Origin of the sequence: Streptomyces virginiae, from assembly GCF_041432505.1 — a bacterium.
Classification (GTDB): domain Bacteria; phylum Actinomycetota; class Actinomycetes; order Streptomycetales; family Streptomycetaceae; genus Streptomyces; species Streptomyces virginiae_A.
In genome coordinates this window covers 511657-529351 of the sequence record NZ_CP107871.1, presented here as the reverse complement: position 1 = coordinate 529351, position 17695 = coordinate 511657, and the positions used below count along the sequence as shown (strand labels likewise).

The 17695-nt window shown below is 71.1% G+C and carries 18 protein-coding genes; 9 read left to right on the top strand and 9 right to left on the bottom strand.

The annotated features are described in order from the left end of the window. Positions 1 to 22 precede the first annotated feature (22 nt). The 4 genes from OG624_RS02440 to OG624_RS02425 form a co-directional block, all read right to left on the bottom strand. The gene (locus tag OG624_RS02440) at positions 23 to 436 is read right to left on the bottom strand and encodes an ATP-binding protein (protein WP_033225269.1); all 414 of its coding nucleotides are present in this window, start codon (positions 434 to 436) and stop codon (positions 23 to 25) included. A 165-nt stretch (positions 437 to 601) separates the two neighbouring features. Next, on the bottom strand, positions 602 to 1096 hold the full coding sequence (locus OG624_RS02435) for a hypothetical protein (protein WP_371638972.1): 495 nt from the start codon (positions 1094 to 1096) through the stop codon (positions 602 to 604). A gap of 2 nt (positions 1097 to 1098) precedes the next feature. Further along, positions 1099 to 1641: a hypothetical protein gene (locus OG624_RS02430; RefSeq protein WP_033225270.1), complete on the bottom strand. Its 543-nt coding sequence runs from the start codon at positions 1639 to 1641 to the stop codon at positions 1099 to 1101. Between the two features lie 250 nt (positions 1642 to 1891). Beyond that, a complete protein-coding gene (locus tag OG624_RS02425; RefSeq protein ID WP_033225271.1) occupies positions 1892 to 2836 on the bottom strand; it encodes a methionyl-tRNA formyltransferase in 945 nt (314 codons plus the stop codon). Between the two features lie 253 nt (positions 2837 to 3089). On the opposite strand from OG624_RS02425, the gene OG624_RS02420 reads away from it, so the two are divergent. Together OG624_RS02420 and OG624_RS02415 are read left to right on the top strand one after the other, a co-directional pair. After that, a complete protein-coding gene (locus OG624_RS02420) occupies positions 3090 to 4424 on the top strand; it encodes a lysine N(6)-hydroxylase/L-ornithine N(5)-oxygenase family protein (RefSeq protein ID WP_371638971.1) in 1335 nt (444 codons plus the stop codon). Between the two features lie 12 nt (positions 4425 to 4436). Next, on the top strand, positions 4437 to 5996 hold the full coding sequence (locus tag OG624_RS02415; RefSeq protein WP_371638970.1) for an amidohydrolase: 1560 nt from the start codon (positions 4437 to 4439) through the stop codon (positions 5994 to 5996). A gap of 22 nt (positions 5997 to 6018) precedes the next feature. On the opposite strand, the gene OG624_RS02410 is transcribed toward OG624_RS02415, so the two are convergent. The 3 genes from OG624_RS02410 to OG624_RS02400 form a co-directional block, all read right to left on the bottom strand. Beyond that, complete coding sequence (locus OG624_RS02410; protein WP_202508173.1) at positions 6019 to 6168, bottom strand: hypothetical protein; 150 nt, start codon at positions 6166 to 6168, stop codon at positions 6019 to 6021. 76 nt (positions 6169 to 6244) lie between these two features. Next, a complete protein-coding gene (locus tag OG624_RS02405) occupies positions 6245 to 7513 on the bottom strand; it encodes a YhgE/Pip domain-containing protein (RefSeq protein WP_033225273.1) in 1269 nt (422 codons plus the stop codon). A 165-nt stretch (positions 7514 to 7678) separates the two neighbouring features. Continuing rightward, complete coding sequence (locus tag OG624_RS02400) at positions 7679 to 7945, bottom strand: hypothetical protein (protein WP_371638968.1); 267 nt, start codon at positions 7943 to 7945, stop codon at positions 7679 to 7681. 365 nt (positions 7946 to 8310) lie between these two features. Between OG624_RS02400 and OG624_RS02395 the strand changes: the two genes are divergently transcribed. Together OG624_RS02395 and OG624_RS02390 are read left to right on the top strand one after the other, a co-directional pair. Then, positions 8311 to 8718, top strand: coding sequence for a hypothetical protein (locus tag OG624_RS02395; protein WP_371587093.1), 408 nt, complete (start codon positions 8311 to 8313; stop codon positions 8716 to 8718). A 33-nt stretch (positions 8719 to 8751) separates the two neighbouring features. Next, positions 8752 to 9249 (top strand): MarR family winged helix-turn-helix transcriptional regulator, encoded by a 498-nt coding sequence (locus OG624_RS02390; protein ID WP_371587091.1) that lies wholly within the window; start codon positions 8752 to 8754, stop codon positions 9247 to 9249. A 26-nt stretch (positions 9250 to 9275) separates the two neighbouring features. Here OG624_RS02390 and OG624_RS02385 read toward each other — a convergent pair whose 3' ends face one another. Then, complete coding sequence (locus OG624_RS02385) at positions 9276 to 10649, bottom strand: serine/threonine-protein kinase (RefSeq protein WP_326750303.1); 1374 nt, start codon at positions 10647 to 10649, stop codon at positions 9276 to 9278. Positions 10650 to 10890: 241 nt separating this feature from the next. On the opposite strand from OG624_RS02385, the gene OG624_RS02380 reads away from it, so the two are divergent. The 5 genes from OG624_RS02380 (at position 10891) to OG624_RS02360 (ending at position 16859) form a co-directional block, all read left to right on the top strand. Then, positions 10891 to 12879 carry an FHA domain-containing protein gene (locus OG624_RS02380; protein WP_371638967.1) on the top strand — a complete coding sequence of 663 codons (1989 nt, stop codon included), beginning with the start codon at positions 10891 to 10893 and terminating at the stop codon, positions 12877 to 12879. Then, entirely contained in the window at positions 12876 to 13844 is a 969-nt protein-coding gene (locus OG624_RS02375; RefSeq protein WP_371638966.1) for a hypothetical protein, read from the top strand. Before OG624_RS02380 ends, OG624_RS02375 begins: the two co-directional genes overlap by 4 nt. Before the next feature lie 21 nt (positions 13845 to 13865). Further along, the gene (locus tag OG624_RS02370) at positions 13866 to 14408 is read left to right on the top strand and encodes a DUF2199 domain-containing protein (RefSeq protein ID WP_078909628.1); all 543 of its coding nucleotides are present in this window, start codon (positions 13866 to 13868) and stop codon (positions 14406 to 14408) included. Positions 14409 to 14480: 72 nt separating this feature from the next. Further along, positions 14481 to 16010: a hypothetical protein gene (locus OG624_RS02365; RefSeq protein ID WP_033225280.1), complete on the top strand. Its 1530-nt coding sequence runs from the start codon at positions 14481 to 14483 to the stop codon at positions 16008 to 16010. Positions 16011 to 16433: 423 nt separating this feature from the next. Then, positions 16434 to 16859 carry a subtilase-type protease inhibitor gene (locus OG624_RS02360; RefSeq protein ID WP_033225281.1) on the top strand — a complete coding sequence of 142 codons (426 nt, stop codon included), beginning with the start codon at positions 16434 to 16436 and terminating at the stop codon, positions 16857 to 16859. Between the two features lie 223 nt (positions 16860 to 17082). On the opposite strand, the gene OG624_RS02355 is transcribed toward OG624_RS02360, so the two are convergent. Then, entirely contained in the window at positions 17083 to 17508 is a 426-nt protein-coding gene (locus OG624_RS02355) for a hypothetical protein (protein WP_033225282.1), read from the bottom strand. Positions 17509 to 17695 lie beyond the last annotated feature (187 nt).

Here is a 17695-nt window from a genome sequence, read left to right as displayed (position 1 = left end):
CCCGCAGCCGGCTCCGACGGTGTCATACGGCGACGGCGACGCAGACGTGGACGCGCTTTCCGCCCGTGTCCGTGGGCATGATGCTGAACTCGCGGGCGATGCGGCGGACGAGGATCAGGCCCCAGCCGCCGCTGCCGCCCAGGTGCGGCGGGCGTGTCACGGGCGCGGCCGGACTGGTGTCGGTGACGTCGATGTCGAGCAGCCCCTCGTGCAGGGCGAGGTCGAGGCTGCACGGGCCGTCGGTGTGCCGGACGGCATTGGTGACGAGCTCGGTCACGATCAGGGCGGCGGCGTCCGCGGAGGCCGGGAGCACCGGATGCTCCTGGTCGTCGGCGCCGTGCAGGAACCGGTAGGTCGCGTCGCGGGCACGGCAGGCGGCACTGGGGTCGTCCGGCAGATCGAGATGCCGTTGTGGTGGATCGTACGAGCGAGTCATCGGTGGCTCCGGGTGACGTGTTCTCACGTTCCTGTGTCAAGCGTGCGCGCGGACGAGGCTGCTCGCACGCCGTGCGCGCCGGACCTCTACCTGCGGGGTCCGGCGCGCGACAGCCGCGTCGGGGCCTGATGATCCGCCTGCCGACGGCGTCGTGTGCCGTCGGGCTCAGGTGTTGAGCAGCCGGTTGAAGAAGGAGCGGTACTGCTGGAGCGCCAGCCGCAGCTCCTCCGTGGCGACCTGTCCGCCCCGGTCCCACTGCCCCTCCAGCCCCTGCTTGCGGGTGGAGAAGGTCTGGGCGAGCGTCTGCATCACCTCGGCGACCAGAGCGTCCGCCGACTTGACCGCTTCCTGCGGGTCGTCCACGAAGCGGCTCTGGATCTCGCGCCACTTCGTGCGGTAGCCCTCCGACTCCTCGCCGGCGAGGAGCGGCTCGTCCGTCGCCGAGGGCTGCTCGCCCTCGTAACCGGTCGCCTCCTCGGCCCTGACGTCGTCGTCGCCCCGGGGGTCCGCCGTCGCCTCGCCCGGGTAGGTGGGCGCCTGTCGGTCATCGTCGAGTCGGGTGTCCGGCACGGCGGACGCCGCGCCGGGGTTCGCGATGTCCTCCGTGGTCAGCGCGGTGCCGGCGGTCCGGTCGTCTTCCCTGTCCATTCGGTTCTGCATGATCACCGGCTCCTCTGGTCGTCGAGCAACTCCTCGAAGAGCGCTCGGTAGTGCACCATCGCTCCGCGGAGTTCCTCCGTCGTCGTCCGTCCCGTACCGCTGCGCTCCTTGACGTCGTGCGCGGCGCGGTAGTGCTCCAAGGTCCGTCCGTGTTCGACCGAGAGATCGCGCACCTGGCGGCTGAATCCCTCGGCGGGGTACCCGCGCTCCTGCATCAGTCGCGTGACCAGCTCGTCGGCCTCGCCGACGGAGCCCTCCGGCCGGTCCACGAATCGCTCCTGGACACCGCTCCACTCCAGCGCGTACTGGTGACGCCGCTCCGACGGGAGTTCCTTGAGCTCGAATCCGGCGTGGCGCTCCTCGCGGGCCCGAAGGTCGCGCTCCGCGGCCATCCGGCCGCCCTCGGCTTCGACCGTGCGGTCGTACTCGGGCCCGAATCTCTGCTGCAGGCGGCGTCGGCGGGACATCATCCACAGCCCGACGCAGACTGCGATGACCACGACCGCCGCGATGACGATCACGGTGATGAGCATGCTGTTCGACATGACTCGCCTCCATCCGGGCCTGATCGGCCTCTGCCACGCGGCTGCCCGAAGTCGTACCGGTCAAACGCGGGCCGGCTCGCTCGGCCCCGCCGGGGTGCGGCTCCGTCGCAGCCTCTGTCGGCCTGAACCGCACCCCGTGTACCGGCGGCTACCCGGCGGACGCGTGTTCATGTCGGCCTCCGCGCGGAGCCGACATGAACGCGCGTCACCCGGGCACCGGGAAGGCTCGGTGCCCGGGTGACGGGGTGGATCAGTGGCTGGTCAGGTAGCCGCCCATGGTGGTGAAGTAGTCGGTGGCGGGCATCTCCTCGCCGTCCTCGGTGCGTACCCGGGTGATGGCGAGGCCGTGGTTGCGCCCGGTGCGGGCGTCGGCTCCGGCCACGATCACGACGCCTTCGCCCTCGCGGTAGAAGACGCGGCCGGGCGTGCCCCCGTAGCGGCCCTCCGAGACGACGGCGGCCAGCACCTCCAGACGCTTGCCGCGGTGGAAGGTGAAGGCTGCCGGGTAGGGGGCCGACTGGGCGCGGACGAGTCGCTGGAGGTCCTCGGCCGGCCAGGTCCAGTCGATGCGGATGTCCTCGGCCGACCGCTTGTGGAAGAAGCTGGCCTGGGAGCGGTCCTGGTGGGTGAACTCGGTCTCGCCGGCCGCGATCCGGCCCAGGGCGCCCACGGTGACCGGCGCGATCAGGTCGACCGTCTTGTGGAACAGGTCGGTGGCGGTGTCCGTCGGGCCGACCGGTACGGCGCGCTGGACCACGATGTCGCCCGCGTCGAGCTCGTCGTTCATCAGGTGGGCGGTGACGCCGACTTCGGGCTCGTTGTTGATCAGCGCCCAGATCAGCGGGGAGAAGCCGGCGTACTTCGGCAGCAGTGAGTCGTGGACGTTGAGGGTGCCGTGGCGGGGGAGGTTGAAGATGCGCGGGGGGATCCAGGTGCGCCAGTTGTTCGCCACGATGATGTCCGGTTCCGCCTCCTTGAGCCGGGTGAACAGCTCCTCGTCGTCGGGGCGGTTGCGGATGAGCACCGGGACACCGTGGTCGTCGGCGAGATCGGCGACGGAGTCGCTCCAGATCTTCTCGTAGGCGTGCTCGCTCTTCGGGTGCGTCACGACCAGAACGACATCGTGTTCGGACTCCAGCAGGGCCTGCAGGGTGCGGTGCCCCCACGTCTGATAGCCGAACATGACGACCCGCATGGGGTTCCTCCTTGGAGCGGCGACAGATTTCAAATTGAGTAAAGCAAGCCTTACCTAACTGCGCAACATGCCTTCCTTTGGTGAGAGTTCAGCCTTCGATCGATGGAGGCTCGATCTGATTTGCCCATCGACAGGTCCCTGTTGTCAGGTTAGCCTTCCCTAAGTTCTCCTCGGGTTCCGCTCCTTCGGCGTGCCCTGACCTCGGTTCCCCCACGCATGGCAATCGGCTGCCCCCCGCACGATTGGGAGTCACATGTCACAGGATCTGTCCGATGATGCGCCGCTGATCCACGACCTCATCGGCATCGGCTTCGGCCCCTCGAACGTGGCCATGGCGATCGCACTGAGCGAACACAACGCCGGCGTCGGACCGCAGGAAGCGGTCACCGCCCACTTCTTCGAGAAGCAGCCCCGATTCGGCTGGCACCGCGGCATGCTCATCGACGACGCCACGATGCAGGTGTCCTTCCTCAAGGACCTGGTGACCCTGCGCAATCCGGCGAGCGAGTACAGCTTCCTCTGCTACCTCCAGAGCAAGGGACGCCTGATCGACTTCGTCAACCACAAGAACCTCTTCCCGCTGCGCGTCGAATTCCACGACTACTTCGAGTGGGCCGCCGCCAAGGTCGACGACATGGTCTCCTACGGATCCGAGGTCGTCGCCGTACGTCCCGTCCTGCGCGACGGCGCGATCGAGTACGTGGACGTGACCGCCCGCTCCGGCACCGAGCTCGTGGTCCACCGGGCGCGCAACCTGGTGATCGGCACCGGTCTGCGACCGCAGATGCCGGAGGGCGTGGACCGTACCGAGCGGATCTGGCACACCTCGGAACTCCTCACGCGGGTCGCCGCGTTGGGAGGCGCGGACCCCTCCCGGTTCGTCGTCGTCGGCGCCGGTCAGAGCGCCGCCGAGAACGTGGCCTTCCTGCACCGCACCTTCCCCCGGGCCGAGGTCTGCGCCGTCTTCTCCCGCTACGGCTACAGCCCCGCCGACGACAGCGGCTTCGCCAACCGGATCTTCGACCCCTCGGCGGTCGACGAGTACTACACCGCCCCCGAGGAGATCAAGCGCAAGCTGATCGAGTACCACGCCAACACCAACTACTCCGTGGTGGACATCGACCTCATCGACGACCTCTACCGGCAGGAGTACCAGGAGAAGGTCCTGGGTACCGAGCGGCTGCGCTTCCTGAAGGTGTCGCGGCTCGCGGACGTCACCGAGACCCCCGACCACGTACGCGTCACCGTCGAGTCACTGGTCACGGGGGAGAAGGAGGCCCTGGCGGCCGACGCGCTGGTCTACGCGACCGGATACCGCTCGGCGGACGGCCTCGGACTGCTCGGGGACGTCGAGAAGTACTGCCGGCGCGACGGACTCGGCCGCGTCCGCGTGGCACGCGACTACCGTGTCGAGAGCGCGCCCGAACTGCGCTGCGGCATCTACCTCCAGGGAGGAACGGAGCACACGCACGGCATCACGTCCTCCCTGCTGTCGAACACGGCCGTCAGGGTCGGCGAGATCCTCCAGTCCATCGTCGCCCACGGCCGTGTGCCGGTACCGGCCTCCCGTACGGCGCCCACCCCCTGAGGACCCGCACCCATGCTCTGCACCAGGCTGACGAACGCCACCTTCCTCACCATGGACCCCGACCACCCCGTCGCCCACGACCTGGGCATCTGGCACGGCCGGATCGTCGGCCTGGACGAGGCCGTGACCGCACTGCCCGCCCGCGAGGTCGTCGACCTCCAAGGCGCCACCGTGCTGCCCGGTTTCATCGACTCCCACGTGCACCTGGCCTGGACCGGACTGAAGGCCACCACCCCCAGCGTGGCACCCTGCGAACGCGTCGAGGACGTGCTCGCCGTCGTCGCCGAGGCGGTCGCCCGCACACCACGGGGCGCGTGGGTGGACATCGGAGGCTACGACCAGCGGGCCCTCGGCCGGCACCTGACCGCGGCCGAGCTGGACAAGGTCAGCGACGGCCGCAAGGTGTTCATGCTGCACGACTCGGGACACGGCTGCGTCGTCGACACGACCGTCCTCGACCTGCTCCCCGGCGAACTCGCCCACGGCGAAGGCTTCCTCGCCGAGAGCGCCATGACCGCCGCCCGCCGGCTCCGCCTGCCCTACTCGCAGGAGGAGATCGCCGACGCCGTCGAGCACGCCGGCCGCACCTGCCTCGCCGAAGGCGTCACCGCCTGCGCCGAGGCGGGCATCGGCGGCGGACTGCTCGGCAACAGTCCGGTCGAGCTCGGCGCCTACCAACTCCTGCGCGACCAGGGCCGGCTGCCGCTCCGGGTCCAGCTCATGGCGGCCGCCGACACCCTACGGCCCGTGACCGCGCACGCCCGTGACGGGATCCCGCGCGCCATCGACCTCGGCCTGCGCACCGGCTTCGGCGACGACTGGCTCTCCCTCGGCGCGCTCAAGGTCTACACCGACGGCGGCATGATGGCCCGTACGGCAGCACTCACCCGCCCCTACGAAGGCACCGACCACACGGGGGAGTTCCAGAACGACCCCGAGCGGATCACCGACACCGTCGTCGACGGCCACCTCGCCGGCTGGCAGCTCGCCGTGCACGCCATCGGGGACCGCGCCACCGACCTGGCCCTGGACGCCCTGGAACGCGCCCAGCGACTTCGGCCCCGGCCCACCGCCCGGCACCGCATCGAACACGCCGGCCTGGTCCGGCCCGACCAACTGGCCCGCTTCGCCCGCCTCGGCGTGAGCGCGGTGGTGCAACCGCACTTCCTGCGCTCCTTCGGCGACGACTACGCGGCCGTGATGGGCCCGGAGCGGGCGCCCTGGATGTACCGCGGTCGGGGATTCCTGGACCACGGCGTCACCCTGGTGGGCAGCTCCGACCGTCCCGTCACCGACGGATCACCGCTGAAGGCCGTCCAGTTCATGGTGGAACGGGCCTCCGCCTCCGGCCGGCTCATCGGCCCCGACGAGGCCGTCACCGTGCACGAGGCCCTGTACGCCTACACCGTGGCGGGCGCCTACGCCTCCCACCAGGACCACAGCGCGGGCACCCTGGCACCGGGCCGGCGTGCGGACCTGGCCGTACTGGGCGACGACCCGAGGCGGGTCGACCCCTCGAGGATCGGAGCCATCGAGGTCGTCGCGACGTACGTGGACGGCAGGCCGGCCTGAGGCCTGTCGCGCCCTCCCTCTTCTAGTGGCGTCGCCCGCGCAGCCGGTTGAGGAGCCGTCCGGCCTGGGCGCGCTTGCGCGGGTCGGCGGCCGCCCGCCGCACCGATGCGACCGCCCGCTGCCCCTGCGGGCCGCGCGCGAACTTCTTGATTCTGGTCAACAACGCTGTCATGACGCCTCCTTGGGGTACTCACCCGCTCGTGTACCCCGAGGAGGGACGGACATGTGCACGCGGCGGGCCGGAGGGCTCAGGCAGGCTGCGGCGTGAGCCGCTTGAGGCCCTTGCGGTCGTAGTAGGTGGTCATGGCGAAGCCGAACACCAGGGCCAGCACCGTGCCGACGGCGATCATGATCCAGGAGCGGGTGAGACCCGCGTCCCCCCGGGCGTCGAAGTAGAGGATCGCCCGTACCCCGTCGCTGAGCTGACGCATCGGTTCGAAGTGGGACAGGAACCGGTAGAAGCCGGGGACCGCCTGCAGCGGGACGGTCGCCCCCGACGACGGCAGGCCCAGCACGATGAACACGAACATCGACACGAGCTGGCCGATCCCGCCGAACGCGGCGTTGATGGCCTGCACACCCAGGCCGACGGCGAGGGCCGCGCAATAGGAGTAGATCCACAGCAGCGGCAGGTGGGACGCGTCCATCCCCAGGATGCCCACGCAGGCCAGCATCACCAAGGCCGTGCTCACGAGCGTGATGCCCGCCGTCATCAGCATCTTGAGGAGCAGCGTCTGCGTACGGTCGATCGGTACCGTCGGGCGGCGGGTGTGCCAGGGCCCGATCTCGTTGTCGGCGTAGCCGAGAGCGGTGTCGACACCGTTGCTGATGACGTTGCCGCCCATGAACCCGGCCAGCACCAGCAGCAAGGTGTAGTAGAAGGCCGTCAGACCGAGGCCGCTCTTCGTACCGATCGGGTGGCCCACCCGCGTGACGACGTCCACCGGGTCGGCCAGCAGCAGCTTCGCCGTGGGACTCGCCTGGGCGCCGGCGGCCGCCGTGAGCTGCTCGCCGATCGTGCGCGACGCGCCGTGGGCGGCCTGCGTCGTGATCTGACTCGCCAGCGAGGACCCGAGGCTGCCCTTCCCCGGGTTGGTGAGCACCGTGATGGTCGGCCGCTTCGTGGCCCCGGACGTGGGCAGCGCCGTGACCGAGTCCGTGAAACCGGCCGGGACCACCAGCGCCCCGTACACCTGGCCGGAGTCGAGCTGGTCCTGGGCCTCGGCCAGGCTCAGCTCACGCCAGCCCGCCTTGCCGCCGGCGGGATCGGCGGCGACGGCGGCGGTGATCTGCGTCCCCAGGTTCTGCCGCTGCCCGGGCGGCGGCTTGCCCGTGTCCTCGTTGACGAGGGCGATGGGCAGATCGCGCAGCTCCGCGTTGGGATTGACGATGCCACCCATGTAGAGCAGCGACAGCAGCAGGGCGAGCAGTCCCGTCAGGATCGTGGGGACCAACCACAGCTGGGGGCGGCGCACCAGGGCCGCGGCAGTGGCTTCGGGGGCGACGGTCGGGGACATCGGTCTCCGTAGCTTCCCGGCGGGCCGGGATCGAGGGCGGTGGGAGCGGCGGAGCCGCACGGCACCCTCAGGATGGTCTGCCCACCCGGCAAGGCCGCCGTACCCCTCGCGCTCCGGCCGCGAACCCGCGTACGGGACCACCGGAACGGCCCACCCGGCGTTCGGTCACCAGGCCCAACGGAAGCCGGCGGCCGCGTGTTCCAGCGCCGGGACGAACCGGTGGACGGAGCCGTCCCCGGCGAGCGCGACCGGCGTCTCGCCGAGGACCGTGCCGTCCCGGTGGTGGTCCCAGGTCGCCCACCAGACGCGGGCCGGGCGCGGCGCCGACGGGAACTCGACGACCAGATCCACATTGTCGGCCCGCGCGTGCGCGACCCTCCGGTACTCGGTCACCCGATCCCGGAACGGGCCGTAGACCACCTCGTACTCCAACGGACGATCTGGCCGGCCGCCAGTGGGGCCGCGAAGGCGAGTTCCACGACCGGCGTGCTGCCCGCGAACTCCCGCCGGGCACCGACCCGGGCGCCGCGCAGTTCGACTCCGTCCCGGACCTCGACTCCGGCGTGGTGTCCGAGTCCGGCACGGAGACCGGATCCGATACCGAGGGCGGCGCGGCGCTGTCCCCCGACGGGCGGACGCCGGCCCTGGAAGGCGGACGGACGGGGTTGAGCGTGTGGGACCCTTCCGCCGCGGGTCAGGCCCGCCGGACGCGGACCATCCCCGGCACTACCTCGGGGGGTGGCCTTCTCTTCAGCGAGGACGGGAGCATCCTCCGGTCCGGGGCCCATGGTTGGCGGTTGTCCGATTCGGGCAAGGGCAAGGCCGAGCCTCTCGACGACCTCCCGATGCCCAAGGGAGCCCACTCCATGGACGTGTTGGTGCAAGGGGCCTGGGGCGCGCTCGCCACCACCTCCGGATTCCGGGACTTCACCACCTGGTTCGTACGGCCTGGCATGGAGCCGGTGGCGCTCGGGCACGACGGCTTCGGCGAGCACCCGTGGGCGTTCGCCCTTCCGCCGGGCCGTCTCCTGCTCGGCTCGCTGCTTCTCGTCGTACGGGACGTCACCGAGGCGGTGACGGCCGCCCGCGATCCACGGGCCGCAGCCTGTGCGGCGGTCGGTGGCGGCCTCACCCGGGCCGAACTCGATGCCGTCGCCGAGGGAGCCACCTGGGAGCCGGCCTGTCCGGGATCCGACCGGCGGTGAGGTCGGCGCCCGGGGGTGTGTAGCGTCGAGATCATGAAACCGTTGACCGGCACCACCACCGACCAGGCGCCGGCCGATCCGGCCGCCACCGACGACATGTTGGCCACCCAGCCCATCGGCTACTGGAGCGGCCTGGCCCACACGGCCGTCACCCGGCAGCTGCGGGACGCCATGGCCCGGATCGATGTGACCCAGCCGCAGTACTGGGTCCTCAACCGGGTCAACAGCGGGCTTCCCGCGCCCGCCCGGGAGGAGGTGGTCGCCCAGCTGACCCCTCTGGCGGAAGGGCCGCACGAGATCGCCCGGGTCGTGGACCAGCTGCTCCACCGCGGCTGGCTCGCGACCGACGACAGACAGCTCCTGCACCTCACCGAGGCCGGGGAAGCCGCCAGGGCGCGGCTTCGGCAGCTGGTGACCGAGCAGCGCGCCGTGGTCCATCAGGGCATCGGCGACGAGGAGTACGTGGCGGCCCTCAAGGTGCTGCGCAGGATGGTCGCCAACGTCGAGCGGGCGGAGTCCGAGGTTCCCTGAGGGCCCCGGCCGGGCCCGCGCGGGGTTCAGCCGGTGCAGGTGATCGAGAAGGGGACCGGGTTGGAGGTGACGCGGATGGGGCTCTGGAGTTCCACGGCCATCCCCGTCGTCAGGGTGCCCGACTTCGCGTAGGCCGTGAGGCGTACGGTGTCGCGCTTCGTCGGTTCGGCCTTGTCCCCGATCGACAGGGTGCGCCAGTGCGGGTCCACCACGGAGCCGTCGCCGGACACCCAGCGGTAGGAGATCAGGGTCGGCTCGGACGCGGTGAAGGTCGCGATGAACGCGGGGGCCCGGCCTTCGGGGATCGGGCAGCCGCCGGTGTAGGTCGTGTTCGAGCCCGCCACCGACATCCGTACGCCCGGATCGGTTCCGGTGTTCGCGTCGTCGCCGTTCAGCGCGTAGGCGATCCCGCCGCCGATCAGTACGCAGGCGGCCACGCCGGCCGCGACGAAGGCCGCCGTACGACGCCTGCGGGGCGGGGCGGCGGGCGCCGCGGCCCCGGGCTCCGCAAGGTCCCGCGCCGTGGCGGGTGCGGCGGGGTCCGCCAGGACGCGGGCGCCGGCGGCCGTGGTGGCGTCCGGGTGCGCGATGTCCCGCAGGGCCTCGGCGGCTTCGGCGGAAGGGGTCCGCTCCGCGGGCTCCTTGCGGAGCAGACCGGCGATGACCGGGGCCAGCGGTCCGGCGCGGGTGGGCACCGGCGGTTCCTCGTCCACGACGGCGCGCAGGGTGCTCAGCGCGGTGTCGTGCCGGAAGGGGGACATCCCCTCCACGGTCGCGTACAGCAACACACCGAGGGACCACAGGTCGGACTCGGGGCCCGAGGGGCGGCCCAGTGCCCGCTCCGGCGGCAGGTACTCGGGGGAGCCGACCAGCTCGCCGGTCATGGTCAGGGCGGTGCTGCCCTCGACCATCGCGATACCGAAGTCGCTGAGCACGACCCGCCCGTCCTCGGAGAGCAGGACGTTCGCCGGCTTCACGTCCCGGTGCTCCACGCCGACGGCGTGCGCGGCGCGCAGCGCGCTCAACACCTCCCCGCCGATGTGCGCGGCGTGCCGGGGTGTGAGCGGGCCCTCGGCCCGCAGCAGATCGGCGAGCGACCGTCCGCGGATCAGCTCCATCACGACCCAGGGCCGGTCGTCCTCCATGACGACGTCGTGGATCGTGACCACGTTGCGGTCGGGTATGCGGGCCGCCGCCCACGCCTCCCGCTCCAGCCGGCTGTACATCCGCGTGATGTCACCGGCCTGCAGCCCGGCCGGAGCCCGTACCTCCTTGACCGCGACCTCCCGGTACAGGGTCTCGTCGCGGGCCCGCCACACGGTGCCCATACCGCCTTCGCCGAGCCGGGACAGCAGCCGGTAGCGGCCCGCGATCAGCGGGTTCCCGCCCGCCGCGTCCATGCCTGCGGCCGTACCTGCGGTGCTGGCCGCGTACGCGGTCTCCGTCACGGTCTCGTTTTCCTCGTTGTACATGGGGGCGGTTCTCCTTCTTGGCGCCGGCCGACGCGAACATCACGTACGGACCGGGGCCCCGGTTCAGAAGGACTCGAAAGATTCCAAGAAATGGTTGAACCGAACACCTTCTCGATCGCGTGTTGTCGGCGTACGAGCAATCAGCGACATCGTCTTCAAGGAGTGTGGAGTGCCATCGGTCATCGTGGGGCGCACGGGTCCGTTCGCCGGACAGAGCGTGGTCCTGGGCGGCGAGCCCCTCAGTTTCGGGCGCAAGAGCGACAACGGCGTCGTGATCGTGAGCGCCAACGCCTCGCGGCTGCACGCCGAGATCCTCGAGGAGGACCCCGGGTTCGTCCTCTACGACCGGGACAGCCGCAACGGCACGTTCGTCAACGACCGGCGCGTCACCCGGCACGTACTGCGCCCGAACGACTGCATCCGGATCGGTGACGAAACGTTCCTGTACGAGGCGCAGGACGCCATGGAGACGGTCATGGACCTCTCCCTCCTGGACGTCCCCCGGGTGAGCACGGCCGACCCCGGCGTGCTGCGGGTCACCATCACCGGCGGCGGCCCGGTGGGCCTCGCCTTCGCCCTGGCGCTCGACGAGATGCTGCCCGGCCGGACCGCCATCACCCTCTACGACGGGCGCTGGACCAGGAAGGGCTCCGCGATCGTCTGGAAGGACGAGACCCAGGGCAACTTCCGCCGCCAACAGGTCGTGACCGTCCAGAGCCGCCAGTACCTCGCCCTGTCCGAAGAGGTCCTCGGCGCACTGTTCGACGACGTCGACGCCTACTCCGAGATGTGGCCCGTCGGCCCGGACTCGGTCGACGGCCATCCGCCCCGCAACATCCGGATCGCCCACATCGAGGACCGGCTGCTGGACCTGGCGAACCGGCGGCCGGCCATCCGCCTCGTCCCCGAACGCTTCGACGTGACGGAGCGGCAGAACCGGCTCACCCAGGAACACGTCCTCGTGGTCTGCGAGGGCGGACGCTCCCGCACCCGCGAGCACTACGCCGACCGCTTCGGCACGGCCGACGCCTCGATCTACTCCCTCGACGGCGAGCACCTTCAGGACGTCGTGCTGGGGCTGCGGGTCAAGTCGAAGCTGCCGGACCCGATGAGCGTGCTCCTCACGGTGTCGCAGAACCGCTTCCTGCTCAACTCGCTGCGCGGCGAGGGGTTCCTGAACATGCGGCTCACCCGGGAGGAGGCCAGGAACGTCATCGGCATCGATCCGGTCCGCCAGGTCTTCGAGGAGTGCATCGCCGCCCGCCCCTGCCTGATGAGCCGGCAGGAGGAGGACAACGAGTTCCGCTGCCCCACGCACGGCACCCTCTTCCTGCCCGCCCTGCTGCGCGGCTCCCCGCTGTGGAAGGAGATCCGGCAGGGCCTGCGCCTCTTCGGGGTGGCCGAGGACGACCTGTCGGCGATCACCTCGTTCCGGCTGGACATGGTGCAGCGCCCACGGTTCACGGCGCAGCTGCACCGGCCGACCGCGACCAGCCCCGGCACCTTCGGCTTCCTGCTGGGCGACGCCGCCAACGCCATCCACTTCTGGCCGGGCCGAGGCCTCAACAGCGGTCTCGCCTCGGCCACTTCACTGGTCCGTTCGCTCAGCCGCGCCTGGCAGGGCAAGCCGCTGCGGGACGCCGACTTCATCCGGCACGAGGCCGCCATGTCCATGCTCCAGTACCGGCACAAGAGCCGGGCCTGGAACGCCATGGTGACCACCGACGACCAAGGCGTCACCCGCGCCATCCGGGACGTCATCGCGCACAGCACGGAAGCCGGCCCGGCCGCCGGCGGCGGCGCGGACGCGAGCGATCTGGACGCGCTGCTGGAGCGGATGGCCGGGATCCGCGAGCGGTTGGGATCCCGGCTGCCCGGCCTGCCCACGGACGGTGAACTCCGCGCCCACCTGGCCTCGATCGCCCCCGCCACCCTGCGGACCCTGCAAGAGAGCGGAGCCTGGGACACCCTGATCGTCGGCGGGGAGGAGGCCGACATCGACCTCTTCTACCAGTCGGACTCCCCGGTCTTCGTCCCCCGTCCGGTCGTCCCCCGTCCGGTCGTCCCCCGTCCGGTCGACCCCCGTCCGGTCGACCCCCGGAGTCTCCCGGTCCCGGCTGCCGGCCGGGCCGATCTGGGGGTTAGCCTCGGTGGATGAACTCTGGGCGGCCCTCGAAGATCATCACGCGCCACCATGACGGGCTGATCCACGCCTACGTGGTGGACCCCGACACCTTCGGACCGCTGGAGCCCGCCGTGGTGTTCCGGCCGCGCGCCGGCGACGCGGTCGAGGAGTCCGTGGTGCGGCCCGATCTGGAGCGGGTCGTGTACACCACGCTGAACGAGGTCGTCTGTCTCACGCGCTCCGGCGACCCGGTGTGGGTGTCGGACTTCGCACCGCACTCCGACGTGCGTCACGGTCATCGGCCCGGCTGTTCGCTGTCCCAGGACGGCCGCACCGTGTGGGTCTACCGGCCGGATGTGATGGCCCAGCGCCGGGTCGCGGACCAGTGGGTCGTGTACGACGCCGACAGCGGAGAGGTGCTCGCCCGGCGGGAGGTGGACACCGCCGGGCACGGCGGTGTCCACCTCCCGCACCCGACCGACGGCAGCGTGTACCTCACCATCGGTGAGGGCCAGGACGGGTCCGTCGTCCTCAGGGGTGTGATCGGTGCCGACGGCGTGCCGCGGTTCGTGACGTACCCGTGGCCGGACCGCTGCCTGATCGACCTGGCCCCGGGCGGGCAGCAGTTCATGACCGTCGACCACGAACAGGGCGATGTCGCCTTCCACGACCACCCGAACGGGGACGTGCGGTTCACCCTGCCCGTCGATGCCTTCGGCCACGACCCGGACGACACGTACGACACGTACGTGGAATGGAGCGGCGGCTACCTGACCCCGGACATCGCTGTCGTCACCCTGGGTGGTGAACGCGAGGACGAGGAGGAGTGGTTCCGCCACCACCTCGTCGACGTGCGCACCGGCGCGCTGCTCGGCGAGATCGACCTCGACGTGAGCCACCCGTACGAGGGGGAACCTCTGGGCGACGGCTCCTGGCTCACCGAAGGCGCCGACGGCCATCCCGTCCGCCGGTCCCTCCCCACGGTCGGACTGTCGTAGCCGCCCTCTACGCTCCCCCTCATGACCACCGATCACGGATTCACCTGCTCGTGCTGCGGCTCCCACCACGCCGAGCTGCCCCTGAACCACTCGGCCGAGGCCCCGGCCGTGTGGGATCCGGCGTTCGCCGAGGCCGACGACTGTCTGCTCTCGTCGGACCAGTGCGTGATCAAGGCCCAGCACTACTTCGTCAAGGGGTTGATCGAGATACCGGTCATCGGCAGCGACGAGGTGTTCTCCTGGGCGGTCTGGGTCTCTCTCAGCCGTGAGAACTTCTCCCGCGCCGCCGATGTGTGGGACACCCCGGGCCGGGAGTCCGAGCCGCCGTACTTCGGGTGGCTCACCACCGAGCTGTCGGCGTACCCGTCCACCACGCTCAACCTGAAGACCCACCTCCACACCCGCCCCCTCGGCCGGCGCCCCTCCATCGAGCTCGAACCCACCGACCATCCCCTCGCCGTCGAGCAACGGACGGGGATCACCCTGGACCGTGTACGGGAGATCGCCGCAGCCGTTCGCCCGCCCGCTGCCGCCGGCGGCGGGCCCGAGGCCGCGTCCGCGTAACCCGGTGACACGCTCCGGTCCGGGGTGGAGAATCGGACGCACGGACGTGGGGCCGAGGGGGCGGGGGCACTGATGGGTCGGGCACTGCGCGTGGGATTCGTGGTACTGCCGGTGGGGTTCGTGCTCTGGTACGCCTCGTACTACACCACGATCGTGGTGTGGGAGTTGCGCAAGCTCGTCTCCTGGTTCGCCCTGCCCCTGCTGGCCGCCGCGGCCACCCTGGTGGGCGTGTTGGTGGTGGGATGGCTCAGGCGCCGGGCCGGGCGCGGCGCGGGCACCGGGAACGCGGCGGTCACCCTCGGGTGCCTGGGCGCCGTCCTCGGCTTGGGCCTCACCGTCGGCTGGCTCGTGTACGGCTCGTACCTGCAGGACCGCGCCTACATGGCCACCGCGCAGGTCGTCACCGAGCCCGTACCGGCGTTGGCGGCCCGGGTGCCGTACGTGGCCGGCAAGGCGCAGGCCGCCCCGCACCTGGGCGATGTCACCGGCGAGATCTCCGACATCACCTATCTCCCCGACTCGGACCGGTTCTCCACGCTGGTGGAGCGCCGCGGCTGGCTGGCCGGGTACGAGGTCGGCCTCGTGCAGGACGTCCCGCTCGGCGGCGAGAGCCGCAGCCAGGAGCGCTGCGCCTTCGACGTGTCCGCGGCGGACGCCAGGATCAGCGGCTGGTTCACCCACAACCTCGGCAGGAAGATCTCGGCCGAGAAGCGCTGGGTCCGGTTCGACGCCGACGACGCCTACGTGACCTGCTCGGGCGGCACACCGGTCGTCGTCGTCCCGCTCAAGCGACAGACCGGGATCCTCGTGGTGACCGAACGCCCCGCCGGCGTCGCGCTCTACGACGGGCGCACCGGAAAGCTCACCCTCACCACCGACACCTCCGCCGTTCCCGGCCCCTCCTATCCGATCAGCCTCGCCGCCCGTCAGCGGGAGGGCACCGCCGCGGTGGGCGGCTTCAGCGACTGGTGGTTCGAGCGCAGCGGATGGGATGCCTCCGAGGACGGCGCCAACGAGGGCAACGAGTCCGAGTTCACCCTGCGGTACGTCGAAGAGGCCGGGCGCAGCGCGTACGTCACCCCGCTCACACCGCAGGGGGAGGCCAGTTCGGTCGTGGCCGTGTCCACCGTGCCCACCCGCCACCAGGGCGGCGGGCTCGCGCCGATGACCATCCACCGCCTGAATCCGGCGTGGTCGTCCCCGAAGGCGCTCGTCGCCCTGATCAAGGCGGAGTACCGGGACGTCTGCTGCTACAACGACGACCAGGTGTTCGAGGTCGTACCCACCGGGGGCGGGACGTGGACGGCCACCGTCGGCAGCGAGCAGAACGTCCGCTACCGGGTGGAGGGCAAGGGCCAGGTGGGCGGCCGTGAGGCGACCTGCCTGAAGGCCGCCGACGGAGCGCTCATCCGGTGCGCGTACGTGGTGCCCGGATCGCCCGAGGAGCAGGAACTCAAACGGCGTGAGGAGCAGAAGAAGCAGCAGGAGGGCGCGAAGAACCCAGGGGATCCGGGCGACCTGACGGGCTATACGAACGAGCAGCTCGCGGAGCTCCAGCGCCGGATGACCGAGGAGATCGGCCGCCGCCTGAAGGCCGGCTGACCGCACCGATCACCCGAAGGCGGCCAGGAGGGACGCGGGACGAGGATCGTTCGGGCCGGTGTGTCCGCGTTCCGGCGTGCGGGCATCTGAGCGGGCATGGGGGCGTGCGGGGTTCGCACCGCACCGATCCGGTCACCCTGGTGGGCCGTTCGGTGAACCGGGCGTGTCCGCCACCTGGGCCGCAGGTGCGGGAAGCGTGGTCACGCCGGGTGACGCACCGCGCTCCCGCGTGCCGCGGACCTGCGAGCACCCGGCGGGAGCTGCGTGAATCGCTCCCCGGGTGACCGGCATCCGAACGGACTGTCCGTAAATCGACCGCCCATGTGCGACGGACCTTCATACCTGGCAGGCTCAAGCCCAGTTGAGCGCTACATGAAAGTTCCAGCGCGTCAAACATCCTTCGAATCGAAAGCAGGCCTTGCCATGCGTCGCCGCTTAGCCACCGTCTCCGCCGCCGCTCTCCTCTGCCTCGCCGGCACCGCGGGCCTGGCGGAGGCGAGCCCGACGAGCCTCTACGCACCCTCCGCGATGGTCTTCACCGTCACCCAGGGGAACGACGCCGCCACCGGTACGGTCCTGCGTGCGGTCGTCCTCAGCTGCGCCTACACCGCCGAGGGCACGCACCCCGACCCCAGGGCCGCGTGCGACGCCCTCAACGAGACCGGCGGCGAATTCGACCGCCTGCTGGCCGCCCCGAATCCGGGCCGGGTGTGCCCGCGGCACTACGACCCCGTCACCGTCACCGCGGACGGCGTCTGGCACGGTGAGCGCGTCTCGTGGAAGCACACCTTCTCCAATGGGTGCGTGATGTCCGCGACCCTGAACGACAACGCCCTCTACGCGTTCTGACGCTGACGCGGAGGCTCGCGACCACGTCGGGGGGCGTGGTGCAGGGGGGCTCGGCCGGGGCCGGCGGCCACCTGGAGTGGCGGCGACCGGACCCGGCGGGCCGGCGGTCAGGCGTGGGGGAGATGGGGTGGGGGCGCCTGCCGCCGGGCCAGGGACACCCCCGTCACGGGTGTTCCGTTCTCTCCCTGGGATCGGCGGGTGGCGGCCCGCCGGGGCGCGTGGGTCAGTTCTGCCAGGGGGTCCAGCTACCGCTGGTCAGGCGGTGCCGGGACCAGCGCTCGCCGTCCATGCCGACGATCGAGATGGTCGGGTTCCAGGTGTTGTTGCCGTCGATGCGGACCCCGCTGCGCACGGTCCCGCCCATGGAGGTCCAGTCGCTCCAGGAACCGCCGGCGAACTGCCAGCGGGTCCACACCGCGAAATCGGACCCGACGATGAAGACCTGACGGTTTCCGGCCGGGTACGTCATCCAGGCTTCGCCGTACTCGCAGATGTAGTCACCACCGAGGCCGGACACGTGACAGAAGCCGGCAGCGGCGGCGGGCGCCGCCGCCTGCGCCGGGGCGGCGGTGACGCCCGCGAGGGCGGCTCCGGAGAGCGCGAGGGTGGTGACCGCGAGGGCGGACCGGCGAAGGATGGCCAAGGTCATGTGTGTACTCCCCAATCGGGATGACGGAACGACTCGACGCCCCGAACACTTCCACCGGCCGCCAACGATGCTCTAACGGCCCGCTAACGCACCGCTTGCCTCGCCCGCACCACCCCGTCCCCCCTGCGTTCGAGGGCGGAATACGCGTTCCATGATTGGCCGAGGCCGTACTCATGTCGCCGGAACA